Source organism: Sporosarcina sp. FSL K6-5500, assembly GCF_038005665.1.
Lineage (GTDB): Bacteria > Bacillota > Bacilli > Bacillales_A > Planococcaceae > Sporosarcina > Sporosarcina psychrophila.
In genome coordinates, this window is the sequence record NZ_JBBOTP010000001.1 from 1,850,369 (window position 1) to 1,868,477 (window position 18,109).

The window sequence follows — 18,109 nt, forward strand, 5'->3', positions numbered from 1 at the left end:
CCAATTTTTTACTATCTACTAGTTAACTGAAAATTTACCATCAACTTCAACTGTCTCATAAATATTAATAAATGCATCTTCATCATGCTTTCGGACAATCTTTTTAACATGCAGCGTTTCATAACGCGTGACGACCATCATTAAAATGTCTTTCTTCTCTTGAGTATAGCCCCCATAACCTTCCGTAATCGTAATCCCACGATAGATGGATCCCAGTAACTCATTGCGTATTAAATCACCTTTTGTCGTGACAATCTGCATCGTCAGTTTGACGTGATCTGTGAAGATTGTATCGATCATTTTACCAGTGATATAGATAGACAACAGGGTATATAACGCGATTTCCCAGTCAAAGACAAATCCTGAAAGTAGCACGATTACGCCATTCATCCCCGTGAGGAGAAGGCCGATACTGAAAGAACTTGTACGGGAAACGATAATCGCAATAATATCCAAACCGCCAGAAGTTCCTGAGTATTTGAGGATAAGACCAACGCCCATACCACCAATGCCGCCACCGAAAACCGTTGATAACAGGATATTGTCTGTCACAGCAACGACTGGTATCACGTATAAGAATGCCGAGAGCGACACGACGCAAACCAGTGTGTTAATGGTAATTGTTTTTCCGAGTTTGTAGTAGCCTAAAACAATCAAAGGCAAGTTAAGGACTAGATTCAATAGACCGGTGTTAAATGGGCTGATTAGGCCGAGTAAAATTGCGATTCCGCTAATACCACTACTTAAGATCCCGAAAGGAACGAGAAAGCAGTTAAAAGCAAATGCAATAATGAGTGAACCTAAGACGACAATTAAATTTTTCATAACTAGTAAATCTCCTTCCAGCTTTGGCAAATAAAAAAACTCGACCCTAAATAAGGGACGAGTTTGTGCTCGCGATTATACCCATAACTCCGCAGGTTTCTAAAAAACAAACGGCTTTCAGTCAACGTATTCTCATACGTGCTCCAGATAACGGTGGAAAACCGTCAAAGCTTACTAACTTTTCAGCCTTGTATCTCAGAGATGAATTTCGGATAAGGGCTGTTCGTCGACTTTCACTAAGCGCCAACTTAATAGGGAACAGGGACCTTTTCGTACTTTTTCTCGTCATAGACTTTTAGTGTTAGATGTTAATTTAGCAGAGAAAAATTGACGTGTCAATACGTGTTTACCTGCCTTACTATGAATTGAATACCTTTTGCTATCAAACGGTCATGATTATTTAGTGTGCAAAGCCTAACGTGTTGGAGAAGGACTCCACATATCGTCAAGCAAACCCAGTTACGTTCACAGGCATCCGCATAATAAGTTGAATTTTGTTAATTAATCATACATATAACCCTGCTAGAAAAATCCCTAACGTCTCTTGATAAATTTCATCGAACTGGTCCAAGGGAAGCGGGTTTTTTCCTGAACCAAGTTCAACTGTGAATCCAGGTCTCCGCCATTCCTGAATAAACCAATCCTTATATCCAGCATAGCTTTCAATTGTTTGAACTGATTCGTATCCGCTGACCCTACTGAACTCGTTAACAAGAACTTCAGACTCAGGAGGTTCAAGGTTCTCGTACCCCCAATAAATAACTTCTCCCTGTGTATGAAAAGCGAGTACTCTTGCAAAATCCCGCCTTCTTGTCAGGTCCGCAATTGCAATTGCCTCAGGTTCGGACAAAGGACGCTCACCGCCATAATCTCTTGGACCCGGATACTTAGGATTACGAGCTCTTTCCCGATCCCAATTGGCAGGAAATTGATCATTCAGATCCACACCCCTTATATTGGCTTTCCAGTCTGAAAAGTCCAAGCTACCATTATTCAATTCAACAACTCTGCTTCGCCATGGCTCATTTGCAGGCGGACCATTTAACACCAAATTAACTCCGTCCGGATTGACCATCGGAACAATGGATAATGTCGTTTGTTGGTAAAAGGGGAATGTAAAAAGACCGCGGATAGTAGTTTGGTTCGTTAATGAAAGCAAATAATCATTTAAAAAGGTCAAAATGATAGGGGTAGTAATCCATTCATTCGCATGAAATGAAGCATTATAATGAACTCGTTTAGTTCCACTACCAACCAAGATTTCTGGTATTTCTCGTTTTAAAACGGAATTTCCGATAGGAGCGGTTTGCAAAAATGGATAAACGGCTAGTAACCTTCTGATATCATTCATCATAATGTCGTAATCAAAATTTTGTTTCCCGTTTATAAGCCTCCAGGTAATCCTCTGAGGAATTTTAATCAACTGTCCAACTTGCAGGCGGTTCGGTTCAAGATTAGGGTTGACAAGAAGAAGTGAATACAAAGGAAGATTTAGTCTTTGTGCGATCAAACATAAAGAATCCCCTGTTTGAATTTTATAATTGGTAGCAACAAATCCAGGGATTTGAATTCGCTGACCTGTCGTAAGTATTTGTGTGTTGATGTTTCGGTTGGAATCGATAATCAGTTGAAGAGGCATCTTGAATACCTGGCTGAAATTCCAAAACGAATCTCCAGGTCTAGCAAATATGTCCATGCATTTCCTCCTCTTAGTTGGAAATACTCAGTAATAAGAGTATGTGAAGTATTGCTTAACAATTACATAAAACTAAAAAGGGAAATTAAAAATCTATATACGTTGAACAAATGAATACGGCGTATGCGCTTTATAAGGGCTTTTGTGAGGCCACTGAAACAGCCCTTGTACTTGGAATGAATTAGGATTCCTCACTAATCCCGCTTCGACTACCACGAAGACGCGCCTGCGCTGGATGGTCTATGTGAGAAAGAGTATTTCATTATTAGTGATGAAATCTGCAACCTGGATTGCGGATTTCTTGACTATAATTATACAGTTAATGCCAAGAGGTTATTCCGGATAGGTTAAAGAATACCTCATCTGGCTTAAGGCGAGATGCCTCCCCTAGCGCCGTAGCGGTTCAATGGAAATAAATCTACGTGGAAATGAAAACGATAAACAGGCACTAGGAAAGATTCCCTAATGCCTGTTTATTTTCTTTAAGCTTTACAGATTTTCATATGAAGTCATCTTATCCATATTACTCGCAACCAAAGCAATGAGTGTGCTCGCCTCTTCTTTTGTAAAGACGAAGCTGCTTTCCTCTTTGTGAAGCTCGTTGCCTTCCGACCAAAAGCGCTTGACCCTTCGAAGAAAACCATCTCCAGTAGCATTGACTACCCCAAATTGATGCGTTATTTCTATTGCATCTTCGATTTGGAAAGCAGTGACTTCAGGTGTTTCCCATTCGACGCTCAATTCCTCAAACTCTGTATCAGCAATTTCACCCACGTAGTATTCTCCACTATTGACGGCGTCTAAAACGAACTCCTCGTCAAGATCATCTAGTTCATCATCACTGATGAAATCATGGAAGATATCATGAATAGCGTCAATTATATCTTCAATGTCAGTAAGAATGATTCTGGTTTGCTGTTCGAATTCAAAGTCAAAAGTTTCCACGTAAAACTCTGCGTTATGTGGATCAAAATGAAGGGTACAGAAGTAATCCCTTTCGTCGTCCTCCGTTTCGACAAAAAATTCGATACGTGGATGTTTTGCACTTTGGTCAATCGACATATGACCGACTTGATCATATTGATCGCAAATTGAATTCAGATGATCATGAAGCTCAGTAGTTACTCTGTTAAACCATTCCATTGACATGCTTTAACCGCCCCTTTATTTTTATTCCTCAATTCATATCTTTTCCCAATTCGTGTATTTTATCTAAAAAAAATAAATAAAAAGTGTAAAATGTTCAAATGAAGCAAAAATCATGAAAATGGTGCAACTCATATCACGAAAATCACAAGAAATCGTTAGTAATTGGTTGGTCATATAATCAGATGAATACTTGAATTCACGATCGATCCGTTCGAATAGTATCGCCCCAGATTGCGCAGGCTTGGTAATTGGCAAACATCATAGAACGTTTCAGCCGCCAAAATTGCATCTTTGGCGGCTTTTCTCCAGTTAATAAGCCAGCTATTCTTTCATACCAAAGAGCTTCAGCACTCTGTGTACTTATACATTCAGACATCTCGGTAATCGTAATAGAAGTCATTCAATCCGAAGTAATCCAAAAACGCGACTATACAAGTAGTGCTAAGGGGGGAATCAAGTTATTTACTGGTTGATTTGGTTAATCAGCACGTGTGGTAGGTGTTTTTTTAATGGAACAATGCATTAGAGTTGCTTAACATATAGATGCAGAATAAAGTAAATAGGTAAGTTGTTGCTGAATAAAAGGAGGAGTTGGGATGCTTTATCTGAATTCAGATCATTTTATGTTGAAACCATTTTTGGCCACTATTCATTGTGAACCGAGCTGGCAATGGAAAAAACGTGATAAACCAATTCCCAACTATGATTTATTTTATGTTTGGGCTGGGGAAGGGACAGTAGTGCTCAATGGTAAGCCATATAAAGTAGAAAAAGGGCATTGCTTTCTTTTTAAACCCGGCGATGAGACAACAGCCACACATAATCCGCAAAATCCCCTCGTGTTAACTTACATTCATTTTGATATAACTGAACCGTTCCAATTGGTACCTTCAGGTCACCGGGTCTTCAAAAATTCCATTACCTTTGAATCGCTTTTAACTCAATATGTTCGATTATTTCTAGTGCAGGCATTTGGTGCGAAAATTGAGGCCCAGCTAATCTTGAAGCAATTGATGATCCATTTATTAAGAGAAGAACGAGGACAAGAAAAACAAATGACTAATACGAGCAATAAATTACTAGAAACGATTCGAGAAATTGCCAATTATATTCAACAAAATCCAGGGTCGCCGCATACGATTAATAGTTTGGCTGAACGTGCAAATCTATCTCAACGGTATTTTTCACAGAATTTTAAACAAGTCATCGGCCATACCGTCAAGTCTTATATTGTCTATTCTCGTATAAAGCGAGCTGAGCATTTATTGCTTTTTACAGGACTCACAGTGACAGAAGTTGCTGATGCTCTAGGATATAACAACATCCATTTTTTCAGTAGACAATTTAAAAAGTACACTGGTAAAAACCCCTCAGAGATACGATAAGCATATTCGGAAATCTACCCATACGTTCAAGAGCCAGGCATATAGTTGCCTGGCTTTTATGTATTTCATGAACTTTATCTATGAACATAAAAGTGTAAATGTTTGATCAGATAATCTAAATATCTTGGATCCTCTGGCTGATAGTATTGAAAGAGAAAAGGAGTTGAGGAAGATAGCCAATGAGCCAATAAGTTTTTTTACGAATGTTTATTCAGAGTTGTTGCTTGAGGATTTGCAGTACTGGCGAACATAAAAGGGGGAGTATCTAGTACAGTCATGGCGCAAGCATGAACCGCTCTTGAAAGACTTAAGTGCTATTTATTGAGCACGTACTATTATCATTCGTGTCTTATCAAAGTTTCTGGGTTCGGCCTGCTCATGATAGGATCATAGCTCATTGCCTGCCTAAAGCAAATCAACATGAGGCTAAAACATTAACATAGTAACGGTGTTGAAAACTGAAAGTGTTCTGGTGCTAGTTCCGCGTACAAATAAATTAGAAGTAATAAAAAATAGGAGGAGGGAATTTTAGATGGATAACTTATTCTTATTAAATAGTGTCTGGATTATGTTGGGCGCTATTTTAGTCATTTTGATGCAAGGTGGATTTATATTATTGGAAGCGGGCTCGACAAGGATGAAAAATGCCGGTCACATTGCCGGTAAAACTATATTTACATTTGGAATTGCCTCACTTGTTTTTTGGCAGTTGGTTACGGATTTATATTTGGTGAAAATGGGAACTTTTTTGTAGGGTGGTCTGACTTCTTCTATTCAGGCTATGAAATAGAGGGAAGTACCTATTCGACTGCCGTATTCTTTGTATTTCAGCTTGCATTTGCAGGCATTTCATTAGCAATTGCTTTCGGAGGCTTTGCAGAGCGGGCTAAACTTTCCACCTATCTTGTCTTTGCCTTGCTGTTCTCAATTATCGTTTATCCGGTAGTAGCCCACTGGATCTGGGGTGGTGGATGGTTGGCAGCGCATGGAAAACAGGATTTTGCAGGGTCAACAGTCGTCCATTTAACAGGAGCAATGGCAGCATTGGCAGCTACGATTCTATTGAAGCCAAGAGCTGGAAAGTACAACGTCGATGGAACTGCTAACAACTTGAGCGGACATAACCAGGTTTACACTACTTTAGGTGTCTTGATCTTATGGGTAGGTTGGTTCGGTTTTAACGCTGGAAGCACACTTGGAGTAGAGAATGGATTCTTCGGATTTATTGCCTTAAATACTAGTTTGGCAGCATCAGCGGGAGCGATAAGTGCGTTGCTTATCTCATGGGTTGCTTTAGGGAAATCTGATGTTCCGACAATGCTGAATGGGACATTGGCCGGACTTGTTGCGATTACTGCTTCATGTGCTTTTGTAGAGACATGGGCGTCGGTAATCATTGGCCTTGTTGCCGGAATACTGGTATTTTATAGTGCTAGATTTTTTGAAAGACGAAAAATAGATGATCCAATATATGTGCTTTCAGTTCATGGTATTGCAGGCGTATGGGGGACCTTATCAACTGGGTTTTTTGCCTCACCCAGATTGGCAACTGTTGGGCATGAGGGGTTATTCTATGGTGGAGGATTCACTCAACTTGGGGTCCAGTTCATGGGCGTGACCGTATCGGCTGCCTATGCGTTTTGCGTATCCTTCGCAATTTTGTTTGTCATGAAAAAGGTGATGACGGGATTGAGGGTGACGGCAGAACAAGAAACAGTCGGTTTGGACTATAGTGAACATGGAAGCTTCGGATATCCTGAAGCATTATCGATTACAGGGAAACTTGACGAAATGAACACGGTATCTCCGTACGGAATTGAAACGCCTGTTCCTCAACCGATAACATCAAGTTCACTAAAAATACCACCGAAAAAGGCACTATCAGTCAGTCCTCTTAGCACGCTAAATAAGTAGCCAGGTAAATGTTAAACCGCTTTCTCTTTTGGGAGTTGAACAGAATTACGTAATACCTAGCGTGCAAAGTTTCTTAAATTGCATATTCACAGAGTAGAGGTTAGATATGTACGTTATATCTAATCTCTATTTCTTTTCTTATTTTAGGAAGTGTCACTTTCTATAGGGGCTTACATGATGTGGAGTATAGGTCTTACTAAAGAACACATTGTACAATCTCCCTCGTTGGTACAAGCTGTCAACGAAAAAATCAATATTATAAAAGTAGATAATATAACAGTTTTAAATTTAATAGAAATCACCACCTTATTGTAATAGGAAACAAAATTTCCAGTAAAATGAAAGAGTGAAGAAGGGTTTTTCAGTGTTTATCTAATTTTACAGTAACAGAAGAAAGAAATGAATGAATAATTTATTCTTGAATTATGGTAACTTGGTTAGAAAAACAGAATAGTATGCTATAATACATATAACTTTAAAAGAGGAAGGAATGACGTGTGGACAATGAAGTACTAATCTTTTGATTCCGGAAACTGAATTTTTTATTCGAACGGAAAATAGGATTAGTCTGTCCACATTTAAATAAGTTCCTTCCTCTTTGCACGAACAAGAGGCTTTTTAGAGAACTTTGAATTTGGATGAATAATGACTAATCCTTCCGATTTTATGTCGGAGGGATTTTTGTATTCCCTCCGAACTTGGAGGAATGGATATGCTTATTGGAACATTAAATCAAGTATCAGTAGCACATGGTGAAACGGTAATCTTTGATGGAGTGTCTGCGGATATTCCGGAAGGAGCGTGCATTGCGATTGTTGGGGCGAATGGTGCGGGGAAAACGACACTACTGTCATTACTAGCAGGGGAGAGAGTGCCAACGTCAGGTTCAGTTAATTGGAATGGCAAGCCGCCGTCCATCACCTATTTTAGGCAGGAACAGGAAGACGAAGGGACAATCGATTGGGAACGGGCAGAAACCCATACGTACCGGCGGAAGTGGAAAGTACCGGAGCGTGCTGAATATAGTTCTGCAAGCGGCGGGGAGCGGATGAAGATGCGGCTGTCGTCTGCGCTCGCTGAGAAGAGCAGGCTGAACCTTTTGGATGAACCGACGAATCACTTGGACAGTGACAGTCTGGAAGAATTGATCCGGATCATCAATGAGGATGTTGGTACGTATCTGATTGTCTCCCATGATCGGCATTTCATCGACAGGACGGCGGATTTCGTATTCGAAATTGAGCACGGCAAACTGACGGTCTACAAAGGAAACTATACGCAATACCGGAATCTGAAGGACGCGAATCGGGAAGTCCAGTTGAAGCATTATGGACAGCAACAGCGAAAGATTGAGCAAGTGGAAGAACAAATCGCCGAGTTGGAAAATTGGTCTGCGAAGGCACATGCGGAATCGACGAAAAAGGGCGGAAGAATGATGGGGGCAAAGGAATACTTCCGGATGAAGGCGAAAAAACGCGATGTCCAAATCCGTTCGAAGCATAAACGGCTAGAAGGGGAATTGGAAAAAGATCGTATTGAGAAGCCTAAAGATGAAATTGGCGTGTCTTTTGACGTCAAAGGTGGGAAGAAAAAAGGGAAGCGAGTCATGGAGTTAAAAGATGTCCGAAAGTTATTCAGCGGGCATGAACTTTTTGCAGACGTCTCGTTTACTGTACAAGCGGGTGAGCGGATTGGTCTTATCGGTCCAAATGGTGCAGGGAAATCGACGCTTTTCCGGATGATACTTGGAGAAGAGAATTATAAAGGAAATCTCTGGAAAACGAACGGAATGACGATTGGTTATTTGAGTCAGACAGCAACTGACTTTCCAAAAGACATGACGATGGCGAATTATTTTCATGTGGATACGTTCCGCGAACAGGGAGTAATCCGTACACATTTGACAAACCTTGGATTTTCAAAGCAACAGTGGGACCTGCCGTTGTCGGACCTCAGCGTTGGCGAGCGGGTGAAGGTTAAATTGATGCAGTTCATTGTCGAGGAAACGGATGTATTGCTGTTGGACGAACCGACGAATAATCTTGATTTACCTTCTAGAGAAGAGCTAGAAAAGACACTGGAGACGTTTCCAGGAACGTTGCTTTTCGCCTCACATGACCGTTATTTCACAGAGCGGATGGCAGACGGGCTGCTTCTATTCGAGCAAGGGACAGTGCGGAAAATACCGCTGACATATGCTGAATGGCAAGAGCGCAGTGCCATAGTGCAACCTGAAAAGACTGCTGATGAACGTTTGCGGCTTGAAACGGAGCTGCAGGCAGTGCTTGGGCAGTTGAGTATGATGAAACAAGGGGATAAAAGGTATGCTGACCTCGATAAGGTTTTTAATGAGTTAAGTAAAAGATTAAGGGCATTGAAGTGAATGGAGAACTATATATGTTGAACAAATGAATAGGGCGTATACGCTTTACAGGGGATTTTGGGAAGCCACTGTAAAAGCCCTAGTACTTGGAATGGTTTAGGATTCCCACTAATACCGCTTCGACGCTTTGTGGATGCCTCCCGCGATAAGCCAGAAAGGAGGCCGCTTTCAGTCTTATCGCTCCGGCTACCACGAAGTCGCGTCTTCGCTGGATGGTCTATGTAGAAAGTGCATTTCATTATCTGGGATGAAATCTGCAAGCTGGAGTGTGTCTTTCTTGAATATAATGAGTAGCAAAAAGTAATCACATTATATACATCTCAAATTCACATTTCTCTCGATAATGAACACCCTAGCGCAGGCGCGGCAAAGGGGTCGCCGAAGCCGTAAGACTGGATGCGAAGCGCTAATCCAGGCTTACGGTGAGAGGCATCCCCAAAGCACCAAGCGTTCTACAATCCATACCCCGAATTACAACTCTCTGATTATTGAGCACCACAGTAGATTCAGTGGTATTCTTTAATTCAACATATATTGACAATGTTTTTTCCGAAACAAATAGTCTAGTAGTGTGAAGATAGTGGAAACAAAGTGTTTTGTGGATAGAGACCACTGAAAGGGTTCTGTATTTGCTTTAAATGAAAATAGTCATTCAAAACAGCGTCTGCCAAAAAGGGACGCTGTTTTTCATTCCATAAAAAGTTTCAGGATCTAAAGTCGAATACAAGAGTTTCTGTAGATAAAACTTTCCGCTAACAAGTAAGAAAAGGTGGTGTCCATTTGGTATAATTTGAGTACAAGTAAAAATGAACGGGGTATGGAAGATCAGCCATGTCAAAGGGGGATAAATTGTGGAACAGTTTCCGGATAGCATTCAATTCTGTTATGAGTGGCGTTCATATCAGAGACGCATACTGAACGAACTGGAAAGTCATCTTGTGAATGGGCATCTTCATCTCGTGGCGCCACCGGGATCTGGAAAAACGGTCCTCGGTCTTGAAGTTATGCTTCGGCTTGATCGACCGACCTTGATTGTTGCGCCGACCGTGGCCATTCGGGCGCAGTGGATGGAGCGGTTCACCGAGCTTTTCCTTGGAGATGAACTTCCTACCTGGATGTCGACTAATTTAAAGGAACCTGCATTTGTCACGGTGACGACATATCAATCGCTACATAGTCTATTTAATAGACAAGAAGAAAAAATAACCGATGACAGTGAAGATCACACTGACGATGAAACGGTAGAAGAATTCATGACGGGAAATGCTGACGATTTGATGCGTAAATTTGATCAGATTGGTTTTGGCACACTAATATTGGATGAAGCCCACCATCTTCGCACATCTTGGTGGAGGACGATGATGGATGTGAAGGAGAGGCTTGGTGAACCTGTTGTCGTTGCGCTAACTGCCACACCGCCTTTCGATGTAGGTGCTGCAGAGTGGCAGCGTTATGTCGCATTGTGCGGACCGATTGATCTGGAAATATCGGTACCCGAGCTTGTGAAAGCGTCGGAACTTTGTCCACACCAGGATTTTATTCACTATTCAATTCCTGAAGCGGATGAAATGATGCGAATTTTAGAGTTTCGTGACGAAGTGGATAGGTTCATCGAGCAACTGATCGAGGATAAAGAATTTGTGGTGTATCTCGAAAAGCATCCATGGATAGCAGAACCGGAAGCACATGTAGAACAGATTTTGTCCAGTCCTGGTATCTTTTCCAGTATGCTTTTGTTCTTGAAAAATAACGGTTCACAAGCATACACCCATGCCCTGCCTATCATCGGAATGAAAGATGACCAAATGCCGGAGTTGTCGCTTTCTTGGCTTGAAGAGTTACTAACAGGCTTGCTATTTCAGGTGGATGATAAAGATGTCATTTTAAAGGATATACGAAAACGTTTAACACGTATCGGGGCGGTGGAACGTCGGAAAGTCGTCCTTCTTTCAAATGCGTCCATAAAGAGGGGACTAATACATAGTGCATCAAAATTGAAGAGTATAGAAGAAATCGTCAAAGCGGAGAAAGCACTTCTCGGTGAACAGCTCCGCATGGTTATTTTGACAGATTACATTCGAGCTGCGGATATGCCATTAAAAAAAGGAGATGAGCGTCCATTTGCTCGCCTTGGTGTCGTGCCGATATTTGAAGTACTGCGTAGAAAACTCGGTCCATTAGTTAAGCCAGGCATCCTAACTGGGTCGATTGTCGTCCTTCCAGTGAGTGCATGGTCCATATTTGAGGAAGCAGCAAATAACCGTGGGTTGACAGTCGTTGCATCACCGCTTGACGTTGATGCGTCCTTTATCAGAATTGAGGTGGGCTCGGGTGATCGGCAACAGATGGTCGCAATAATGACCGAAGTTCTCAAAAGGGGCGGCGTGGATGTACTAACCGGGACGGCCGCCCTTCTTGGAGAAGGATGGGATGCGCCTTGCATAAATTCACTTATTTTGGCGTCTAATGTCGGTTCCTTTATGCTGTCAAATCAAATGCGTGGACGTGCGATTCGGACAGATCGAAATGATCATGCTAAAACGTCTTCCATCTGGCATCTGGTCTGTGTAGATCGAAGTGATGCAGGTGGAGGAGCGGATTATGATAATCTAACGCGGAGATTTCGATCACTAATTGGCATAGGAGCAAAGCGAGATATCATCGAAACGGGCATTGCTCGACTGGAGACTGGGGCTCCCCCAGGCACGGTGGAGCGCGTTACCATGTTAAATCATGAAATGGTACAACGTGCAAGCAAACGGGACACTTTTTTCGTCCGTTGGCAAAGAGCCATTGATGGAGGCCGTGAAATGACCGAGGAAATCGTGGCGGATAAACGCTCCTTGCCGCGTCCATATTATTTAGATAACACATTGAGAGGTCTTTTGTGGATCACGGGGTTTATCGCTTTAGAAGCAGTAGTCGATTTTAGCAATCTTTTCCGAAAGCTTGGTGCGTTTTCATTCGGAGAAGGAATGGCGATTGCGACAGTGCTCGGGCTCCTTTTTGCAGCACCTTCTTGCTATAAAACGGTGAAGTTGTATAGCAAGCATCCTTCCATAGAAGCGAGTATGAAAGAGATTGCGGAAACTGTCTATGCATCCATGCTTCATGCAGGTGCTGTTATAACGCCACTCCATAACAAGATGATCCGGGTGACGCGAGACGGCGGAGGGACATATACATGCTGGCTTGAAGAAGGGACGACGCATGAGAAGACAATCTTCATGACCGCATTGAAGGAATTTCTTAATCCAATTGAAAATCCACGATATATACTAATTCGTAAGGCAGGAAAACTTTGGAAGAGATCTGATTATCATGCTATCCCGCAAGTAATCGGACACAAGAAAGAATATGTGAACTTTTTCTTGGAAGAGTGGAAACGTCGGGTTGGAAAGTCAGACTTCATCTACACAAGAACTGTCGAGGGGCGTCTTAAATTGCTAGAAGCAAGGATGAAGGCATTATCCAGTTCGTTCGTACCAACAGTAGAACGGACCAGTGGATGGCGGTAAGTAGGCATGTATATATGTTGAATTAAAGAATCCTATTGAATCTGCTGTGGTACTCAATAATGAGAGAGTTGTAATTCGGGGGGCACTGAAAAAGTACGATATCCTTCAATCCCGTTGATTTCCGTTCCGAGCGGACGCTTTCCGCGGGCACGGCTTCAGCCTCCTCGTCACTGCGTTCCTGCGGGGTCTTCAGCTCGCGCTGTTCCCGCTGGAGTCGCCGCTCTTCACTACAATCAACTAGTTCTTACTATATAAAAGAACTTTTTCAGTTTCCTCTTAATTCGGGGTGTGGGTTGTAAAACACTTGGCGCTTTGGGGATGCCTTTCGTCGTAAGCCTTTGCTGCGCCTGCGCTAGGGTGTTCATTATCGAGAGAAATGTGATTTTAAGATTTATATGCCGAGACTATAATGTGATTACTAGTTGATACTACTTATAGTCAAGAAAGACGTACTCCAGCTTGCAGATTCCATCACAGATAACGAAATGCGCTTTCTCACATAGACCATCCAGCGAAGGCGCGACTTCGTGGTAGCCGAAGCGATAAGACCGAAAGTGATTTCCTTTCTGGCTTATCGCGGGAGGCATCCACAAAGCGTCGAAGCGGTATTAGTGGGAATCCTAATTCATTTCCAGTACAAGGGCTTTTTCAGTGGCCTCCCAAAAGCCCATGTAAAGCGCATACGCCGTATTCATTTGTTCAACATATTTAGTGTAGTTTTAAGTCGGAGATAGTCGCTAAGAATTAGCTCCAATTGGTGTTAAAGTAAACGAAGAGGTCAAGTAAGAAGAATGCAGAATGGAGGCTGTTCATGAAAACGATTACGATTGAAGAGATAGTCAATACGTTTTCCTTGGAAGTGTTAAGCGGACACGACCAATTGCATCGTATTATAAAAAAATCCAAAGTACGTCGTCCAGGATTAGAGTTTATGGATATATTTTACTTTATTGCAAAAGAACATATTCAAATTTTGGGGAAAAATGAAGTTAATTACCTTCATACGCTGACGTTTGAGGAATGTAAGCTACGGATTGCAAATATTGTTCAATATGCGCCCCCATGTATCATCATAACATCCCAACAGGAAGAGCCACTGGGCCTGATTCAATACTGTACGGAAGAGAAAATCCCGGTGTTACGCACTCGTGATTCCACGAGTGAATTGAGTGCGAAATTAGATGCGTATGTTGTGAAAGCAATGGCTCCAGAAATTGCAATACACGGCGTTTGCGTCAATGTATCGGGAATGGGTATTCTACTCCGCGGCAAGTCTGGTGTAGGGAAAAGCGAGACGGCTCATACATTGATTGGTCGGGGACATCGGCTTGTGGCAGATGATGTAGTGGTGTTGAAAAAGCTTAGCCCACAAACCTTGCTCGGGACGCACGACGAAAATAGCAAAGAATTTCTTGCGTTGCGTAGTATTGGCTTGTTAAATGTGGTGCGCCTTTATGGAAGAGCCGCTTTCCAGGATGAAACGCGGATTGCACTGGACATCGAATTGACTAAGTGGAAAGAAAATGACTTGAATAATGAATTAGAGCAGGAAACGAAGTTTGTGGAATACATGGACGTCCAGATTCCGCATATCCAAATTCAACTTCAACCAGGGCGTGATATCGCAGGTTTGATTGAAGCCGCTGCAAATAACTGGTATTTAAAGCAGCAAGGTTATAGCGCAGTAGAGGAATTCATGAAACGGATTGAGTCAGATACGCCTTAGTATTGAGTAGCAACGTTTGGTGGGTTTGGAATAATTAGTAGGAGTACGTAAAAACGTGAAAATGAGTAGACATTCAAATAGATGTCTACTTTTTTTGGTGTTTTTTATTTTGGTGTATGAAATGTTTGTCATTTTGTCTTGTTCGGCCACCTATTATTAGTCAGGTTACTCCTAGATGCAGCTGGGGGCCTGGAGTGTGGCGTAAGCTAATTGGTGATTGATGATACTATTTAACCCGTAAAGGCATGTTAGAGGCGAAACTGAGAAGCCGAAATTGCTTGGTCAACAGCTCGCATGCTTGTAATGAAGGTGGGAACAGATCGAATAACAACTTATAATCACTGGCACTTTAGAAAAGTAAGGGAATGTCTAATGGGTTTTATTTGTGAAATACCCTTTTTATTGAATGGTAAGCAAGCTCTGCTTCAGCTTGAAGTTAGGAAGGGAAGGGGAAGGAGGGCTTATATCGAACTTGAGTAAACGTCCATCTTAACTATTTTTGTGGATGTATACATTACGGTGTACTTGTATACTTTAATGTATACATTTGTAAACATTAATGTGTACAAGTGTACAAACACGTACGCAACCAGTGATGGCGCGTGTGTACGCTAATGTGTACAAGTTTACAGCTGGGTACACAATATTACATTTGTGTGTTAAATAGTTGAATTGGATTGACCTGCCAACAAAATTCCAGTACCATTTCAATAGAAAGATAGAATAATTGGGGAGGATGATTTTTATGACAGAAACACGTATTGCAGCAATTGACGTAGGAAACGATTCATTAAAAGCCATTTTCGGTAAATTGGAAGCAGAACTCAATATACCCAATGTAATTGCACAAGATATTGCAGATCGTCCGATTATCGGCATTGAAGAACTAGACAACCAAGAGCCTACTGATGGCATTCATATTCGTTTGCACTCTCCAACATTAAAAGATAACAACGCTATTTACCGTGTTGGGAATCTTGCTACGAAAAGTGGTAATTCAACTGAACTAGATCCAGGTAGCAACAAATCTGAGGAAGATCAAACTTTGGTGATGTTGTTCGCGGCACTTGCAATAGATGCAGCTCGTGATGAGAATAAAGGTATTTTTAAACGTAATAATAATGTAATTGAAGCTACGTATACACTAGGTACAGGACTTCCACTGAGAGAAGTAAAGGAAGGGAAAGACGTTGGTTATCGTTCCCAATTGCTTAGCTCTGTTCACCAAGTAGAGTTTTTGGTTACACCTAAATATCAAGGTATAAAAGTAAATATTAAATTTGATGAAGTAAAGGTTTATCCGGAAGGCTTTGCTGCGTTTATCAACCTTGTAATGGATAATAATTTAAACATCATTAATAAAGAATTAATCGATAAACAAATCTTGATACAAGACATCGGTGGGTTATCAACGGATGTTGCGGTCATTAGGAATCGTAAAGTTGATGATGATAAGGCGCAAGGCTTTAACTTGGGTGTTTCAGAGTCTCTGGATGCTATTCGAGAAGAAATTTATGTTAGACATGGCGTAGAGTTGGACAGTCGTCTAGATGTTGTGGATATTATAACGAAGAAAAATAACCGTAATCATATTATGGTAAAAGGAAGCCGGACAAGTGTTCATGACATTGTAGATCGGATTCTCTTGGAGTTAGCGAAAAAGCAATATCGCCATTTACGGAATGTATGGGCAAGAAACTCGCAATCTGAGATCTGCTATTTCATCGGCGGAGGCTCTATTGTCCTTAAAGGCTATCTTAAAACGTTAAATAATAGCTTAGATGGTTATAATATCGATTTCTTTGAAGATGAAAAAGAAAGTGTTTGGATGATGGCCAACGCTTATTACAAGTTAATTTCAGACTTTGCGAAAAAAAATCAACAAGTCAAAATTAAAGAAGAAGAAAAGTTAGTTAAAACAAAGTAAGGTGACTATGCATGAATGACGCGGGATTAAAAAGGGGACAGCCCATTACATTTCGTCTCCCATCAGATACATCTGACCACACACTAAAGCAACTGCAAAAGTTAAAAGAAGTCGAAAGAAGAAACTTTTCCAGTAAAATTGCGGAGTTCGTGATAGATGGGGTGAATGACTCACTTTTAAAGCATAGAGAGGCCATAACAATTCCGCTCCCAAAAGGGTTAACTAAAGCGCAACGTGATTGGTTAAAGCACGAACATTCCGAGGCGCTACTAGGGAGTATCGTCTATCAGTTGATGTCCGATCCAATCCGCACAGCTTCTCTCTTTGCATCATTGAACAGCAATGCAATAGATGTAAATGCAGCATTATATTTGCAGGAAGAAACGAGCGCTGCCGTTGAGGTGGAAACAGAACATCAATTGATTAACATAGAGGATGATCTGGATAATTTTGATTGGGAACAGTTAAAGGAGCCAGAAGAAACCTCTGTTGTAGAAGAGGAAGACCCTTTAGCTGACTTCCTTGCCCAGATGAATAAATAATAGTGAGTGCCTGCATAAGAAACCACCATGAATGCTTAAATTTTCATGATGGTTTATTGTACAGGCACTTTTTGTTGTGATTTCTAAGGAATCTAAAACATTGAGATGTTTTCTTTGGAGCATACAAGGGAAAAAGAGTAATAGGGATGACTACAGCTAGTTTACGAATGGGCTGTATGTCTATTTAGTAAGAAGAATGGGGTGAAGCGGTTATGGAAAAAGTTATTTACATCGTGCGTCATTGCTCCGCAGAAGGACAGGCACCACACGCGGAATTGACTGCTGAAGGGATTCTGCAGGCGGGTCAGCTTGTAGCGTTTTTCGAAGATATCGAAGTGGATCGGATTATTACGAGTCCGTTTTCTCGTGCACGTCAGACGGGCTGGCCTATAGCTGAGCGGAAGAAGTTGCATGTAGAGGTGGATAGTCGGCTTATGGAGCGCGTGCTAAGTTCAATGGATTTCGAGGATTGGTTGATAAAGCTGGAAGATACGTTTTTTGACCTTCATCTAAAATATGAGGGTGGGGAATCTTCGAGTGAAGCGATGTCGAGGGTCTGTGATGTTGTGGATGAGCTGGGTGTCGGTTCGCGGACAGTGCTTGTGACACACGGGAATTTAATGGCGCTATTATTAAGGTGTTATGATGAACGATTCGATTTTGGGCAGTGGCAGGCACTGACGAATCCAGACGTGTATGTTATACGGATTAAGGATGGAGACTCAGAAGTGGAAAGAATTTGGGGTTCTGAATAAAAAAACAGGCCGCTGTGATGTCGGCCTATCTAGGTTTTAGTGAATGTTAACCCATTGTAAGATTAGTAATAATGACCACTGCAATAATAACGAGTGTCCCGAAAAGACTGATCCACATGGATTTGTCGGGATTATTCGGTCTGCTGTCTGCTTTATGCATAAACTGCGCCTTCTTTCTGTTTATGTCACTAACTATACTCTTATCGACGATAGAATGGAATAAACTGTTACCACGTGAAACGAGTTTATTATATATATTGAACCTATTTGATGGAGTTTTTTATTTCCA

The 18,109-nt window shown here is 41.5% G+C and carries 10 protein-coding genes and 1 pseudogene; 8 read left to right on the forward strand and 3 right to left on the reverse strand.

All coding sequences use genetic code 11. The features are described from left to right. Positions 1-18 precede the first annotated feature (18 nt). The 3 genes from MKX62_RS08575 to MKX62_RS08585 form a co-directional block, all read right to left on the reverse strand. Positions 19-825 (reverse strand): YitT family protein, encoded by an 807-nt coding sequence (locus MKX62_RS08575; RefSeq protein WP_067204532.1) that lies wholly within the window; start codon positions 823-825, stop codon positions 19-21. Positions 826-1,330: 505 nt separating this feature from the next. Next, the gene (locus tag MKX62_RS08580) at positions 1,331-2,521 is read right to left on the reverse strand and encodes a M14 family metallopeptidase (RefSeq protein ID WP_340741232.1); all 1,191 of its coding nucleotides are present in this window, start codon (positions 2,519-2,521) and stop codon (positions 1,331-1,333) included. 489 nt (positions 2,522-3,010) lie between these two features. Continuing rightward, positions 3,011-3,670 carry a hypothetical protein gene (locus tag MKX62_RS08585; protein WP_340741233.1) on the reverse strand — a complete coding sequence of 220 codons (660 nt, stop codon included), beginning with the start codon at positions 3,668-3,670 and terminating at the stop codon, positions 3,011-3,013. Between the two features lie 596 nt (positions 3,671-4,266). Between MKX62_RS08585 and MKX62_RS08590 the strand changes: the two genes are divergently transcribed. The 8 genes and pseudogenes from MKX62_RS08590 to MKX62_RS08625 all read left to right on the forward strand — a co-directional run bounded on the left by MKX62_RS08590 (position 4,267) and on the right by MKX62_RS08625 (position 17,820). Then, entirely contained in the window at positions 4,267-5,055 is a 789-nt protein-coding gene (locus MKX62_RS08590) for an AraC family transcriptional regulator (protein WP_340741234.1), read from the forward strand. Positions 5,056-5,587: 532 nt separating this feature from the next. Beyond that, a pseudogene (locus tag MKX62_RS08595) lies at positions 5,588-6,825 on the forward strand (ammonium transporter); the annotation flags it as partial. Between the two features lie 856 nt (positions 6,826-7,681). Continuing rightward, entirely contained in the window at positions 7,682-9,352 is a 1,671-nt protein-coding gene (gene abc-f / locus MKX62_RS08600; RefSeq protein WP_340741235.1) for a ribosomal protection-like ABC-F family protein, read from the forward strand. 851 nt (positions 9,353-10,203) lie between these two features. Continuing rightward, complete coding sequence (locus MKX62_RS08605) at positions 10,204-12,870, forward strand: DEAD/DEAH box helicase family protein (RefSeq protein ID WP_340741236.1); 2,667 nt, start codon at positions 10,204-10,206, stop codon at positions 12,868-12,870. Positions 12,871-13,681: 811 nt separating this feature from the next. Further along, entirely contained in the window at positions 13,682-14,596 is a 915-nt protein-coding gene (gene hprK, locus MKX62_RS08610; RefSeq protein ID WP_340741237.1) for an HPr(Ser) kinase/phosphatase, read from the forward strand. 745 nt (positions 14,597-15,341) lie between these two features. After that, positions 15,342-16,523 (forward strand): ParM/StbA family protein, encoded by a 1,182-nt coding sequence (locus tag MKX62_RS08615; protein ID WP_340741238.1) that lies wholly within the window; start codon positions 15,342-15,344, stop codon positions 16,521-16,523. Between the two features lie 11 nt (positions 16,524-16,534). Continuing rightward, a complete protein-coding gene (locus tag MKX62_RS08620; RefSeq protein WP_187046424.1) occupies positions 16,535-17,065 on the forward strand; it encodes a hypothetical protein in 531 nt (176 codons plus the stop codon). 212 nt (positions 17,066-17,277) lie between these two features. After that, a complete protein-coding gene (locus MKX62_RS08625; protein WP_340741239.1) occupies positions 17,278-17,820 on the forward strand; it encodes a histidine phosphatase family protein in 543 nt (180 codons plus the stop codon). The last annotated feature ends 289 nt before the right edge of the window (positions 17,821-18,109 follow it).

Coding starts and splice junctions, on each gene's coding strand:
- MKX62_RS08575 (WP_067204532.1), bottom strand. CDS start 825: ATGAAAAATTTAATTGTCGTCTTAGGTTCACTCATTATTGCATTTGCT.
- MKX62_RS08580 (WP_340741232.1), bottom strand. CDS start 2,521: ATGGACATATTTGCTAGACCTGGAGATTCGTTTTGGAATTTCAGCCAG.
- MKX62_RS08585 (WP_340741233.1), bottom strand. CDS start 3,670: ATGTCAATGGAATGGTTTAACAGAGTAACTACTGAGCTTCATGATCAT.
- MKX62_RS08590 (WP_340741234.1), top strand. CDS start 4,267: ATGCTTTATCTGAATTCAGATCATTTTATGTTGAAACCATTTTTGGCC.
- abc-f (WP_340741235.1), top strand. CDS start 7,682: ATGCTTATTGGAACATTAAATCAAGTATCAGTAGCACATGGTGAAACG.
- hprK (WP_340741237.1), top strand. CDS start 13,682: ATGAAAACGATTACGATTGAAGAGATAGTCAATACGTTTTCCTTGGAA.
- MKX62_RS08615 (WP_340741238.1), top strand. CDS start 15,342: ATGACAGAAACACGTATTGCAGCAATTGACGTAGGAAACGATTCATTA.
- MKX62_RS08620 (WP_187046424.1), top strand. CDS start 16,535: ATGAATGACGCGGGATTAAAAAGGGGACAGCCCATTACATTTCGTCTC.
- MKX62_RS08625 (WP_340741239.1), top strand. CDS start 17,278: ATGGAAAAAGTTATTTACATCGTGCGTCATTGCTCCGCAGAAGGACAG.